Genomic DNA, 11,907 nt, shown 5'->3' on the forward strand with positions numbered 1-11,907 from the left:
GATATCGGTTTATTTGCCGTGCGTGCCGCCGAGCAGGCCGCCGATCAGCGACGTGACAGGCGCGAGCAGATTCGACGACGAGCCCGAACTCGTGACGGCGCCCGTGCCGCCGGTCAATGCCGGTGCACCGACCGTGCTGGTGACCGTGGACACCGCGTTCGTCACCGGTGCGAGCGGGCTGCTGCCGCCTGCGCCGCCCGTTGCGCCGCCAAGTGCGCCCGTGACTGCGCCGAGGAGACCCGTGACCGGCGCGAGCGGGCCGCCGCTCGTGCCGCCCGTTGCACCGCCGAGCGCGCCCGTGATCGTCGAAACGAGGCCCGTGACCGGCGCGAGCGGGCTGCCGCTGCCGCCCGTTGTGCCGCCGAGTGCGCCGGTGACCGTGGAGACGAGGCCGGTGACCGGTGCAAGCGGGCCGCTGCCGCCACCCGTTGCGCCACCGAGAGCGCCGGTGACCGTGGAGACGAGACCGGTGACCGGGGCGAGTGGGCCGCTGCCGCCACCCGTTGCGCCGCCGAGTGCGCCGGTCACCGTCGAGACGAGGCCAGTGAGCGGTGCGAGCGGGTTGGTCGCGCCACCGGTGCCGCCCGTGAGCAGGCCGCCGACAGCCTTCACGGTGTTGCCGGTCGACGAGACGGTGTTGCCGAGGCCCGTCGTGACAGGGTTGCCGCCCGTCGATGCGAGCAGTGCGCCGGCCTGGTTCAGGCCGTTGCCGACCGTGCCGAGCAGCGTGTTGACGGGCGCGCCGAGGCCGGTCGCCGTGCCGATCGTCTGGGTCGTCTGGCCGACCATCGTCGTGATCGGCGTGATGGCCGAGCTGACCGTCTGCGTGACCTGCTGGATCGGGCCGGTCGACAGCGCGTTGGTGAGGGTGGTGCCGCCGTTCGACACGGCGCCGCCGAGTGTCGACACGAGGCCGCCGACGGCACCTGTGACCGGTGCGAGCGGCGACAGCGGGCCGCTGCCGAGACTCGTGACCAGGTTGCCGGTCTGCGTGACTGCGCCGCCGAGCTGGTTGACCACGCCGCCCGTGCTGGCAACCGTGGTGCCGATCGGATCCTTCGTCGCGCCGAGCTGGCCGAGACCATTGCCGAGGCCGTTGCCGAGCGCGGTGACTGCGCCGCCGACGCTCTGCACGATGCCGCCCGCGGCTTGCGTGGTGGCCGGGTTGACGCCCGGCAGCGATTGGTTGGCGATGACGGAGCCGAGACCCGAGACGGTTCCGCCGACACCCGTGACGAGATTGCTGCCGCTTGCGAGGACACTCCCTACCGCGTTCGACGACACACCCGAGGTGCCGCTCGTACCGCTGGTCGTTCCGCTCGTCGAGCCGCTGGTACTGCCGCTCGTCGAACCGCTCGTGCTGCCGCTGGTCGATCCGCTGGTGCTGCCCGACGTGCTGCCGCTCGTTGAGCCCGACGTGCCGCCGGAGGTGCCGCCACCCGACGTCGAGATCGAATCGCCGCCGCCCGAGCTCGAGCCGCCGCTGCCCAGACCCTGGCTGATGGAACCGGAGCCGCCGCACGCGGAGAGGGAAAGCATGGCTGCAACGGTGGCCGCGATCAGAGTCGTCCGGAACACGCCATGAGGGATAACCTTAATGTCCATGTTGTCCTCGCATTAAAAATGTGTTGTGAACTGCCGTTGTGTTGAGTGCCGCGAGGACTACTCTGCAACTGTCGTGCCATTTCGATGGCCGACGGTTCGACAACAGGTTTTAAACGAGGCAATTCCTTGTCGGGAAAGGAACTTCTGGGAATTGAAAGATTGTTGAATCTGTTTAAGCGCAGATGAATGAGAACGGTTTCGGCCGTTTCGTAACGTAACGTCACAACATTGGCGTTACGGCTGCGGCGTAACGTGGGGTCCGCGCTGCCTTGGTGGACGAGGCAATTGTTTTACTGGTGGATTAGGTATGCACATCTAACCTATCGTAAATCCTATGTGTAAGACCTACCGAAACGCCGTACAAATACGTCGTGCTCGCGGTCATTTTTTTCGATCCGAGTGGTTAAAAGAGGTTGGAACTTAAATGAGATCGGATATAGAATCCGGAGCAGATGTAAGCAAATGTACGGTTCGGTACACAACGTTCGAGGAGGATTGCTATCGCGAATGTTAATTTGCATCAAATCGTGAGACATGCCCCTTGGGGCGACCTATAAAGAAAGCGCACCCGGTTGTCGTCGCAAAAGATGTGGCGAACAGCGCGGGGCAATGGCCAGATATGCAGAGATGGATACGTATAAAAGGCCAAAGAACGTACGTACAAACAGGCACGAGGAAATACAATGAAAGCACTCATCAAGCGCTTCCTTAAGGAAGAAAACGGGGTCACCGCGATCGAGTATGGACTGATTGCGGGGTTGATCGCCGTGGCGATCGTTGCCGGGGTTTCGTCGATCGGGGGCAGTCTTGGGAACATGTTCAACAATCTCGGGAACTGCATAACCTCGCCTACAACGGGCACCGGTACTAGCGCTACCACCAATACTGCCTGCACGGCGCCCTGGAAATAAGTCAATCTCATCACCGCTATAAGATTGCCCCGATGTGGTGGTAGGCGGATTGCTTTGCGCAATCCGTCTGTCGCAGCATGCTCGGCTGGTAGTGATGCGATGGCACATTTTATTTTTATCGGGACATTCCTGGCTTGGGCGATGCTTGTCGCGGCAAGCGATATTCGTTTTCGGAGAATTTCGAATTCGCTGACCTTGACTGGATTGGCGGTTGGTTTTTTGGGCGTGTTTCTCAACGAGAACCCATTCGGCATTTCCCCAGTCCAGGCAATGATTGGCATGCTGGTCGGGTTGATCGCTTTTCTCCCGCTCTTCCTGCTGCGCGTAATGGGCGCGGCAGACGTGAAAGTCTTCGCCGTACTCGGGGCATGGTGTGGTGTGGGTGCGCTGCTCTGGCTCTGGATTGTCGCTAGTCTTGCGGCCGGCGTTCATGTTCTTACCCTGATGCTGTTATCGCGCACGCCAATTCGGTCGTTGTGGCTGCATGGGGAGCCCACGCTAATGCTTGGCGGACGCCGGGCGACGCCCTATGCGGCGTGTCTCGTGGCGCCGGTGGCCGCATGGCTCGTCTACCTCGTTGCGACGGAGGGGGCACGATGAAACACCAAAGAAGGCCATGCCGATGGCGGCATCAGCGCGGTGCTACGGCCGTCGAATTCGCGATCGTGTTCCCGCTGTTCTTCATGATTTTCTATGCGATCGTCAGCTTCGGGATGATTTTCGTCATCCAGCAGAGCCTGACGTTCGCCGTCAGCGAAGGGGCGCGCGCCGGCTTGAATTATGCGTCTAGTCTCGGGTCCGACCAGAGCCCCTGTACTTCTGTGCCGAATCCGCTCATGCGCACGCAGAACGCATGCAATACCACGTTGAATGCACTGGGATGGTTGAACAGCAATTCGCAACTGTTATCGGTGACGGTAAAGACCAAAACGTGCACCGATGGCTCGTCGAGTTCGACGAACTGTCTGACGGTCACTGCAAGCTATTCGCCTCTACAGTGGCTGACGATGATGCCGCTTGCGGGGCAAATATTGAATGGGCCGTTGACGAGCTCAGCGGTTGTGCAAATCCCGCAGTCCATGTTGTGACATACGCATCATGAGTCGCGTGACGTAAGAATTTTCGGGCTTCTTTTCCCGGCATCCACATTTCAACATGACCAACAATTTGACGAAGATCATCGCCGGGCTGCTAATCGCGATCGCCGTACTGCTCGGAATCTACGCCTGGATGCTCGGACGCAGCATGCCACATCCCGCGCCCACATCGCAGGTTGTTGCCGTGAACCCGGTACCGGTCGTGGTCGCAACGCGCACGCTGCCGGTCGGTCAACCGATTGCTGCCGACGCATTGAAGGTTCAAGCGACCGCGCCCGCGCCGACAGGCGCGTTTACCGATCCGGCTGTAGTGGTCGGTCGAGTTCCTGCGAGGGACATCCCGGCATCGACCCCGGTCGTCTCGGACGCGCTGGTGTCAGGGCTCGCCGAGGATGTTCAGCCGGGTGAGCGCGCGATCGCGGTTCGCGTCGACGAGACCAACGCGGTCGGCAATCGGCTGCGGCCCGGCAATTTCGTCGACGTGTTCCTGAACCTCAAGCGCGAGGGCTCGCTGCTCGACGGCGAAGTGTCGCAGACGCAAGCGCGACTCCTGATGTCGAGGGTGCGTGTGCTGTCGTTCGGCGATGCGACACCGGATCGCGACAGCGGCAACAACACGAACGGCAATAACGGTCAGCCGAGCAATGTTCGTATCGCGGTGCTTGCAGTACCGACGGCGCAGGTCGATGCATTGACGCTCGGTGAGGCGAGCGGCCGGCTGACGCTCGCTTTGCGCAATCCGCGCGATGACGAGCTTGCGATGCAGACAGTTGCGGCACGCACGGATAACAAGCTGTCGCCGTCGGCGCTTGCCGCGGCCGGCGTATCGCTGCAACAACTGTCCGGCACACCGAGAAGCGCCGTGGCCAACGTGAACGTGCCGCCGTTGCCGTCGCGCCTGCCACCGGTCGTGCGGCCGGTTGGGGGGAGCGGCGGCGGTAGCGTCGAGGTGGTCCGCGGCGGCCGGTCGGAAACGGTTGCGTATTGAACAACATCGATGGCCATCGATATCAGCGACGACACATAAAGACCGTGCGACGGTCTACTGAACAATGAAAAACACACTGATTGCATTCGCGATTGCTATCTGGACCATGACGTTCGCATCGCTTGCGAGCGCGAGCGGCACGATCGAACTCGCGGTCGGCGCACAGCGGCAGATTTCGGCTGGCCGCGCACTGCAGCGAGTCGCGGTCGGCGATCCGGCGATTGCCGACGTGCTGATCATGAAGGGTAGTCGTTCCGGTTCCTTGTTGTTGACCGCAAAAGCGCCGGGGGCGACGAACGTAATGTTGTGGGAGCGCGGTCATGACGAGCCGACGGTCTGGAACGTCGAGGTCGTCGATGCGGCTGCGCAAGCGGTCCTGGACGCTTCCACACCGCGCGCGAACGCGTATGGCGGAACGGCCGTGTTACGGGGAACATCGGCATCGCTCGACGCGCATGAACGTGCAGTCGCAGTCGGCAGGAACATGGCGGGGAAAGGCACGGTGATCGATCGCTCGACGATCGCCGGCAAGAATGTCGTGCAGGTCGATGTGCGCGTCGTCGAATTCAGCCGCTCGGTGCTCAAGCAGGTCGGTTTCAACTTCTTCAAGCAAAGCAACGGGTTCTCGTTCGGCTCGTTCTCGCCGGGCGGTGTGCAGTCATACAACGGCGGAGCAGGCCCCGGTACCGCCGGCTACATCCCGACGCTCGGTGCGCCCGTGGCGTCGGCCTTCAACCTGGTCGTGAACGCAGCCGGGCGCGGCATCTTCGCCGACCTGTCGCTGCTGGAGGCGAACAATCTTGCGCGCGTGCTCGCGGAGCCGACGCTTGTCGCGCTGTCCGGGCAGAGTGCGAGCTTCCTGGCGGGCGGCGAGATTCCAGTGCCGTCGCCGCAAGGGCTCGGCTCGACCGCGATCCAGTGGAAGCAATACGGTGTCGGACTCTCGCTGACACCGACGGTGCTGAGCCCGCAGCGGATCGCGCTGAAGGTCGCGCCCGAGTCGAGCCAGCTCGATTTCGTGAACAGCGTGACGATCAGCGGCGTCGCAGTTCCGGGTATCACGACCCGCCGCGCGGATACGACCGTCGAACTCGGTGACGGCGAGAGCTTCGTGATCGGCGGCCTGATCGATCGCCAGACGATGTCGAATGTGAGCAAGGTGCCGTTGCTCGGCGATCTGCCGATCATCGGCACGTTCTTCAAGAATCTGAACTATCAGCAGAATGACAAAGAGCTGCTGATCATCGTGACGCCGCATCTCGTTGCGCCTATCGCGAAGGGGGCGGTGCTGCCTGCAACGCCTGGTGAGCTGTCCGAACAGCGCAACGGGCCGGTCTGGCAGTCGTATCTGGGCGGCGCCGCATCGCCGGACGCTGCACCGGGGTTTTCGAAATGAGTGCGAAGCATCGCGTGTTGCGGTGCATCGGCACGCCTTGCTTAATCGGGGGTGTTCAACATGAACGCGCGAACCCAATCATTGTGTGAACCCGCCGTGACCGACTATTTCATTTGCGCATCGCAACAGGACGCGCATGTCCGTTGGCTGGCCGACACGCTCGTGTCGGCCGGCGCGGTCGAGGCCGCATCGCTCAAACCGGGCGTGCTTGCACAGCGCATCACGGGCCTCAATCCAGCGCTCGTCTTCATCGATTTCTCGGATGGCAGCACGGCAGCGAGCAGTGCCGCCGCCGCGGTTCGCGCCGCGCATCCGGGGTTGCCGATCGTCGCGCTCGGCTCGCTCGCACAGCCGGAGAGCACGCTCGCCGCATTGCGCGCCGGCGTTCGCGATTTCATCGACGTGTCGGCACCGGCCGAGGAGGCGTTGCGCACGACGCGCGGGCTGCTTGCGAACGTAGCCGAGCCGGCGAGCCGCCACGGCAAGCTGGTCGTGTTGCTTGGTGCGCGCGCCGGCATGGGCGTGAGCACGCTCGCGGCGAATCTCGCCGTATGGCTGCAGAAGCGCGCCGCGAGCCCGGGGGCGGCCGGGGTGCCGAATGGCGGCACCCCGGCCGGTCGCCAGACCGCGCTCGTCGACCTGGGGCTGCCGGCAGGCGATGGCGCGCTGTTCCTGAATACCCGCTGCGAATTCCATTTCATCGATGCGGTTCACAACCTGCGCCGCATCGACCGGACCTTCGTGAATACCGCGCTGACGCGGCATGAGAGCGGCATCGCATTGACGACGCTGCCGGCCGATCTCGGTGGGCTGCGCGACGTCTCGTATGCGTCGTGTGCCGGTTTGCTGAACCGGTTTCGCGCATTCTTCGATCAGCAGATCGTCGATCTCGGCGGCTTTTCGAACCGCGAGTTCGTCGCCCAGATCACGAGCCCGGCCGACGAAGCGTGGCTCGTCTGCGATCAGGGCGTCGCGTCGATCGTGTCGGCAGCCGATCTGCTTACCGGGCTGCGCGACGCGGGTGTCGAAACCGATCGCGTGCGGCTCGTCGTCAACCAGTACGACCCCGCACTCGACCTGACGCCCGCGCAGATCGCCGAACGCCTCGGCCTGTCGCTGGCTGGAACCTTGCCGTCGCGCCGCGTCGCGATCGGCCGTGCGGCGAACCAGGGCCGGCTCATCGTCGATATGGCCGAGCGCGATCCGTACGTGCGCGCGCTCGAGTCTCTCGCCGCGCGGCTGCCAGGCGTGTCGGTCAGATCGGCGGCACCGCGTTCTGCATCCGGCCTGTCCGCGCTGAAGCGTTTCATTCAACCCTCGTCCAAGCGGTCGTAAGCGATGGCACACGACATTCAATTTGCCGACGGCGCAGCGCCGTTCTCCCAGACGCAGCAATTCCACGACATCAAGAATGCCGCGCACGAGCACTTGCTGACGCGCATCGAAGAACTGGGCGCCGAGTTCGGCAGATGGTCCCGCCAGGCGATCAATCAGTTCGTCGATCTCGAGATCGACAGCTTCGTGCGCCTGCGCCGCATTCCGCTCAACGAGAACGAGGTGCGCGCGATCGCCGAGGCGCTGACGAAGGAACTCGCGGGCTTCGGGCCGATCGAGGACCTGCTCGCGGACCCGGCTGTCGAGGACATCCTGATCAACGGCTACAACGACGTGTACGTGTCGCGTCACGGGATCCTCGCGAAGCTGCCGGTGCGCTTCACCGACAACGCGCACCTGTTGCGGATCGTGCGGCGCATCCTCGCGCCGATCGGCCGCCGTCTCGACGAGTCGAACCCGATGGTCGATGCGCGGCTGCCCGATGGCGGCCGTGTGAACGTCGTGATCGAGCCGCTGTCGATCGACGGCCCGGTCGTATCGATCCGGAAATTCCGCAAGGATCCGCTGAAGCCGTCCGACCTGCTCGCCAACGGAACCTTCAATGAAGAGATCGACACGCTGCTCCAGGCGGCGGTCGAGGCGCGCTGCAACATTCTCGTATCGGGCGGTACGAGTTCCGGCAAGACGTCGCTGCTCAACGCGCTCGCGTTCCACATTCCCGAGATCGAGCGTGTCGTGACGATCGAGGATACGGCGGAACTGTCGCTGAACCACCCGCACGTCGTGCGGCTCGAGAGCCGGCCGGGCGGCTTCGACGGCACCGGCATCGTGTCGATTCGCGATCTGTTGCGCAATACGCTGCGGATGCGCCCGGACCGGATCATCGTCGGCGAAGTGCGCGGCGGCGAAGTACTGGAAATGCTGCAGGCGATGAACACGGGTCACGACGGCTCAATGGGCACCGTGCACGCGAGTTCGCCGCGCGAGTGCCTGTATCGTCTCGAGATGCTGGCGGGCTTCGCGGGCTTCCAGGGGACCGAGTCGAGCCTGCGTCGGCAGATCGCGAACGCGATCGACTTCATCGTGCAGATCGGGCGCCTGTCGAACGGGCGGCGGCGGATCCTGTCGATCACCGAAGTTACCGGGTTGTCCGACAACATCATCGCGATGCAGGAGCTTTACCGCTACGAAGCACGCGTGACGCCCGAGGGCGAGGAGGTCGACCACTGGGAAACGCTGGGCATTCATCCGCATTCGCCGAAGCTTGCGCGCTTCCGTCAGACGCTGACGAGCGGCGGATTCGGCGATGGCGGGTTTGGCGGCGGCTTCGGCGGTGGCGGGTTCGGCCGCGGCGGCGGGGGCTTCAATGTATAGCGCGATGGTATGGGTGCTGGCGTGCGCAATGCTGTGCGTCGCGGCGGCGATGATGCTGTGGCGTCACGCGGAGACCCGGCGCGTGCGAACCGACGCGAAGCGCTTCATCGACAGCCGGCTCGAACCCGGCGCACGTGCCGGTGTCGCCGCGCAGCCGGCACGGCAGTCCGCGGCAGGTGCTGTGCGTACCGTACCACAGCCGGGCGCAGCACGGAATGTATCGACCGACGCATTCTGGGCGCACTGGTATGCGACTGCATCCGAGTATCTGACGAACCTCGCGAGTCGCGCCGGGATCGAGGATGCACGAGGCAAGACGCTCGTCGCGCTTGCCGTGCTGGTTGTTGCCGCGGCATTCGCGGGCAGTCGCGGGGGTGCGCTTGCGTGCTTCGCGGCGCTCGCGTGCGGCAGCTCGATGCTCGGCGTCTGGCTCGCGTCGCGAATTCAGCGGCGCAGACTGAAGATTGTCCGGCAGATCCCGTCGTTTCTCGACGGGATCGTGCGTCTCGTGACGCTCGGCAACAGCGTGCCGGCGGCGTTCCAGTCCGCGCTGCTGACGACCGAGGAGCCGCTGCGCGGCTGTCTCGACCTCGTGTCGCGGATGCTGCGCGGCGGTATCGAGATCGATCGCGCCATGATGCACATCGCGAAGGTCTACCGGACCGAAGAGTTCGAACTCGTGGGCTCGGTGCTGCGCTTGTCCGTCAAATACGGTGGCCGTGCGGACGTAATGCTCGAACGGATGGCCGTGTTCATGCGCGATCTGGAGCAGGCCGAGCGGGAATTGACCGCGATGTCGTCGGAGACGCGGCTGTCGGCGTTCGTCCTCGTGATGCTGCCGATCGCAATCGGCAGCTTTGTCGTGATGACAAACCCGAGGTATCTGCACGGGATGTGGAACGATCCGAGCGGGCGAACGCTCCTCATGACCGCGTTCCTGATGCAATTGGTCGGCAGCGTATGGCTGTATCGGATGGCTCGACTCAGGTGATGTTATGACAGCGACTCAAATCGGGGCGATTGCGTTGGCGGTGGGCGCGCTCGGGGTGCTGCTGCTCGGCATTGTTGCCATGTTGCGCGCGAGTGCCGCGGCGCGTGCCGAACGCGCGCTGGTCGATGCGCTGGACCGGCGCATGGCCGCGCTCGCGGCAGCGAAAGCGCGAACCGCGCCGGATGGCGATGCGCCTGCGAAGCCCGACGTGCGTGGCGGGCAGCGCGTCGAACGTTTTCTCGACAGGCTGTCGGCGGCGGGCGTGCGCTGGCTCGATACCGGGTTCGGCAAATACGCTGTCGCGGAAGAGGATCGCCGCCTGCTCGAGCAATGCGGCTATGTCGACGCGCGCACGCGCGGGCTGTTCCTGAGCGCGCGGGTCGCGTGCGGGATCGGGTTGCCGCTGCTGTTCGCGATCTTCGCGAGCGGGCGCATGAAGGGCGGTATCTGGATGGTCGGCATGTTCGCCGCCTTCGGGCTCGGCTTCATGTTGCCGAAGCTCTACGTGCAGCGCCGTGCGGCGGCGCGTCGGCAGAGCGTGGTCGACGAACTGCCGTTGCTCGTCGACATGCTGCGCTTGCTGCAAGGGGTTGGACTGTCGTTGGACCAGAGCCTGCAAGTCGTGACGAACGATTTTCGCGGGATGTTGCCGGTGCTGTCGTCGGAGGTGGGAATCGCGCAGCGCCAGTTCGCTGCGGGTCGCACGCGCGAGCAGTCGCTGCAGCGGCTGTCCGTCGGATTCGACAACGAGGACTTGCGCGCGATCGTGCGATTGATGATCCAGGTCGACAAGCATGGCGGCGCGGTGCAGGAGCCGCTCAAGCAGTTCGGGGACCGGCTGCGCGAAACGCGTCGGGCCATGCTGCGCGAGCGGATCGGCCGGTTGACCGTGAAGATGACCGGGGTAATGGTGCTGACGCTGTTGCCCGCGCTGTTGATCGTGACGGCCGGGCCCGGCATGTTGGCGGTGATGCACGCGTTGTCGCGGCATCATTGACGGACGGAAGGAATGACGATGAAGCGGATCGGCGGAATGGCTATACGGGCGGGTGCGGTAGCGGCGGTGTTGCTGCTGGGCGCGTGCGCGACCAAGGACAGCGGTTATGGCGTGAGCGCGCAGACGGAGCGCGCGGCGCTGATACAGGCGGCCGACCAGAAGCAGGCCGTGCCGGATACGCCGGGCATGTACCTCGGCCTGATCCAGCGGATGCAGTCGCAGGGGCTCTATTACGCGTCGCTCGCGCACATCGACGCGTACGACAAGACCTACGGTGTCATGCCGGAGTCGATCCTGCTGCGCGCGGACGCGCTGCGGATGACCGACCAGCCGGCCGCGAGCGCAGCCGCCTACACGCAGTTGCTGAAGACGCCGCTCGCCGCGCGCGGCTATCGCGGGCTCGGGCTGCTCGCGGGCGCGGCGGGTGATTTCGACCGCGCGGCGCAGACGCTGACGCAAGCGTCGGAGCTGGCGCCGACCGATGCGTCGATGCTGTCCGATCTCGCATACGCGAAGTTGCGCGGCGGCGATGTTGTCGGAGCGCGCGTGCCGCTGATGAAGGCGGCGGAGCTGGATCAGCGCAATCCGAAAATCGTCAGCAACCTCGTGCTTTACCTGTTTGCAGCAGGTCGCGCGCAGGACGCGCAGAGGCTGATGAACCAGCAACATCTGCCGGCGGATATCCGCAAGGACATCGCCAGCGACGCCGCGAGGATTACCGCGGCGGCGCGCGCGCAGCAACGCGCGGTCGCGACGCCGCCGGTGGTGTCGCGGCGCGGCACCACCGCGCCGATCACGCCGATGGCGAACAATGTTGGCTACGATCAGACCGTGCCGCTGTTGCAACGGTTTGCACAATGAACAGGCATCGGGGGAACGACATGAACGGCAACAAACATCATCGAAGCGTGCGCGCGGGTCGGATCGCGGTGCTGGCCGCGATCGTCTGCGCGGCGGCCGGTTCCGCCGGGGCATTCGGGCAAGAGGCCGTGACTGCGGGCGCGTCCGACGTAGGCCACTCGACAAGAGACTGGCTCACGATGCAACGCGACAATCGCGCGGCGGCACCGACGCAGCCGTTGCTCGGCGACGTGGCGTCGCTCGTCTACCAGCGCTATCTCGATTCGTTCAAGAACAAGGTTCCGGGTTCGATGAGCTCGCAGCTCGGTTCCGCCAGCGGCATGTCGGGCGGTGGTCAAGGAGCGCAGTAAGC

Annotated in this window: 12 protein-coding genes; 11 read left to right on the top strand and 1 reads right to left on the bottom strand. The window is 64.7% G+C overall.

Features of this window, described 5'->3' with window-relative positions; translation table 11 throughout:
* Positions 1 to 9: 9 nt before the first annotated feature.
* Positions 10 to 1,605, bottom strand: coding sequence for a collagen-like triple helix repeat-containing protein (locus tag FPJ27_RS26610; protein WP_204426260.1), 1,596 nt, complete (start codon positions 1,603 to 1,605; stop codon positions 10 to 12).
* Positions 1,606 to 2,288: 683 nt separating this feature from the next.
* On the opposite strand from FPJ27_RS26610, the gene FPJ27_RS26615 reads away from it, so the two are divergent.
* From FPJ27_RS26615 to FPJ27_RS26665, 11 genes are all read left to right on the top strand, one after another.
* Entirely contained in the window at positions 2,289 to 2,516 is a 228-nt protein-coding gene (locus FPJ27_RS26615; protein WP_204426261.1) for a Flp family type IVb pilin, read from the top strand.
* A gap of 99 nt (positions 2,517 to 2,615) precedes the next feature.
* Entirely contained in the window at positions 2,616 to 3,116 is a 501-nt protein-coding gene (locus tag FPJ27_RS26620; RefSeq protein WP_204426262.1) for a prepilin peptidase, read from the top strand.
* Complete coding sequence (locus FPJ27_RS26625) at positions 3,113 to 3,604, top strand: TadE/TadG family type IV pilus assembly protein (RefSeq protein WP_204426263.1); 492 nt, start codon at positions 3,113 to 3,115, stop codon at positions 3,602 to 3,604. Before FPJ27_RS26620 ends, FPJ27_RS26625 begins: the two co-directional genes overlap by 4 nt.
* A 67-nt stretch (positions 3,605 to 3,671) precedes the next feature.
* Entirely contained in the window at positions 3,672 to 4,601 is a 930-nt protein-coding gene (gene cpaB, locus FPJ27_RS26630) for a Flp pilus assembly protein CpaB (protein ID WP_204426264.1), read from the top strand.
* 64 nt (positions 4,602 to 4,665) lie between these two features.
* Positions 4,666 to 5,997, top strand: coding sequence for a type II and III secretion system protein family protein (locus tag FPJ27_RS26635; RefSeq protein WP_204426265.1), 1,332 nt, complete (start codon positions 4,666 to 4,668; stop codon positions 5,995 to 5,997).
* Positions 5,998 to 6,057: 60 nt separating this feature from the next.
* The gene (locus FPJ27_RS26640) at positions 6,058 to 7,332 is read left to right on the top strand and encodes a fimbrial protein (protein WP_204426266.1); all 1,275 of its coding nucleotides are present in this window, start codon (positions 6,058 to 6,060) and stop codon (positions 7,330 to 7,332) included.
* A 3-nt stretch (positions 7,333 to 7,335) separates the two neighbouring features.
* Positions 7,336 to 8,706 carry a CpaF family protein gene (locus FPJ27_RS26645; protein ID WP_174421427.1) on the top strand — a complete coding sequence of 457 codons (1,371 nt, stop codon included), beginning with the start codon at positions 7,336 to 7,338 and terminating at the stop codon, positions 8,704 to 8,706.
* A complete protein-coding gene (locus FPJ27_RS26650) occupies positions 8,699 to 9,697 on the top strand; it encodes a type II secretion system F family protein (protein WP_204426267.1) in 999 nt (332 codons plus the stop codon). The genes FPJ27_RS26645 and FPJ27_RS26650 overlap by 8 nt, the downstream gene beginning before the upstream one ends.
* 4 nt (positions 9,698 to 9,701) lie before the next feature.
* On the top strand, positions 9,702 to 10,694 hold the full coding sequence (locus FPJ27_RS26655; protein ID WP_204426268.1) for a type II secretion system F family protein: 993 nt from the start codon (positions 9,702 to 9,704) through the stop codon (positions 10,692 to 10,694).
* Between the two features lie 18 nt (positions 10,695 to 10,712).
* Entirely contained in the window at positions 10,713 to 11,555 is an 843-nt protein-coding gene (locus FPJ27_RS26660) for a pilus assembly protein (protein ID WP_204426269.1), read from the top strand.
* A gap of 20 nt (positions 11,556 to 11,575) precedes the next feature.
* Positions 11,576 to 11,905, top strand: coding sequence for a DUF3613 domain-containing protein (locus tag FPJ27_RS26665; protein ID WP_204426270.1), 330 nt, complete (start codon positions 11,576 to 11,578; stop codon positions 11,903 to 11,905).
* Positions 11,906 to 11,907: the final 2 nt, after the last annotated feature.

The sequence above is a fragment of the Burkholderia sp. MS455 genome (assembly GCF_016899445.1).
Lineage (GTDB): Bacteria > Pseudomonadota > Gammaproteobacteria > Burkholderiales > Burkholderiaceae > Burkholderia > Burkholderia pyrrocinia_C.

What these genes read in the sequence shown, in the direction of transcription:
- FPJ27_RS26650 (WP_204426267.1), top strand. Translation starts at nt 8,699, where the DNA reads ATGTATAGCGCGATGGTATGGGTGCTGGCGTGCGCAATGCTGTGCGTC.
- FPJ27_RS26665 (WP_204426270.1), top strand. Translation starts at nt 11,576, where the DNA reads ATGAACGGCAACAAACATCATCGAAGCGTGCGCGCGGGTCGGATCGCG.
- cpaB (WP_204426264.1), top strand. Translation starts at nt 3,672, where the DNA reads ATGACCAACAATTTGACGAAGATCATCGCCGGGCTGCTAATCGCGATC.
- FPJ27_RS26635 (WP_204426265.1), top strand. Translation starts at nt 4,666, where the DNA reads ATGAAAAACACACTGATTGCATTCGCGATTGCTATCTGGACCATGACG.
- FPJ27_RS26625 (WP_204426263.1), top strand. Translation starts at nt 3,113, where the DNA reads ATGAAACACCAAAGAAGGCCATGCCGATGGCGGCATCAGCGCGGTGCT.
- FPJ27_RS26610 (WP_204426260.1), bottom strand. Translation starts at nt 1,605, where the DNA reads ATGGACATTAAGGTTATCCCTCATGGCGTGTTCCGGACGACTCTGATC.
- FPJ27_RS26655 (WP_204426268.1), top strand. Translation starts at nt 9,702, where the DNA reads ATGACAGCGACTCAAATCGGGGCGATTGCGTTGGCGGTGGGCGCGCTC.
- FPJ27_RS26645 (WP_174421427.1), top strand. Translation starts at nt 7,336, where the DNA reads ATGGCACACGACATTCAATTTGCCGACGGCGCAGCGCCGTTCTCCCAG.
- FPJ27_RS26640 (WP_204426266.1), top strand. Translation starts at nt 6,058, where the DNA reads ATGAACGCGCGAACCCAATCATTGTGTGAACCCGCCGTGACCGACTAT.
- FPJ27_RS26620 (WP_204426262.1), top strand. Translation starts at nt 2,616, where the DNA reads ATGGCACATTTTATTTTTATCGGGACATTCCTGGCTTGGGCGATGCTT.
- FPJ27_RS26660 (WP_204426269.1), top strand. Translation starts at nt 10,713, where the DNA reads ATGAAGCGGATCGGCGGAATGGCTATACGGGCGGGTGCGGTAGCGGCG.
- FPJ27_RS26615 (WP_204426261.1), top strand. Translation starts at nt 2,289, where the DNA reads ATGAAAGCACTCATCAAGCGCTTCCTTAAGGAAGAAAACGGGGTCACC.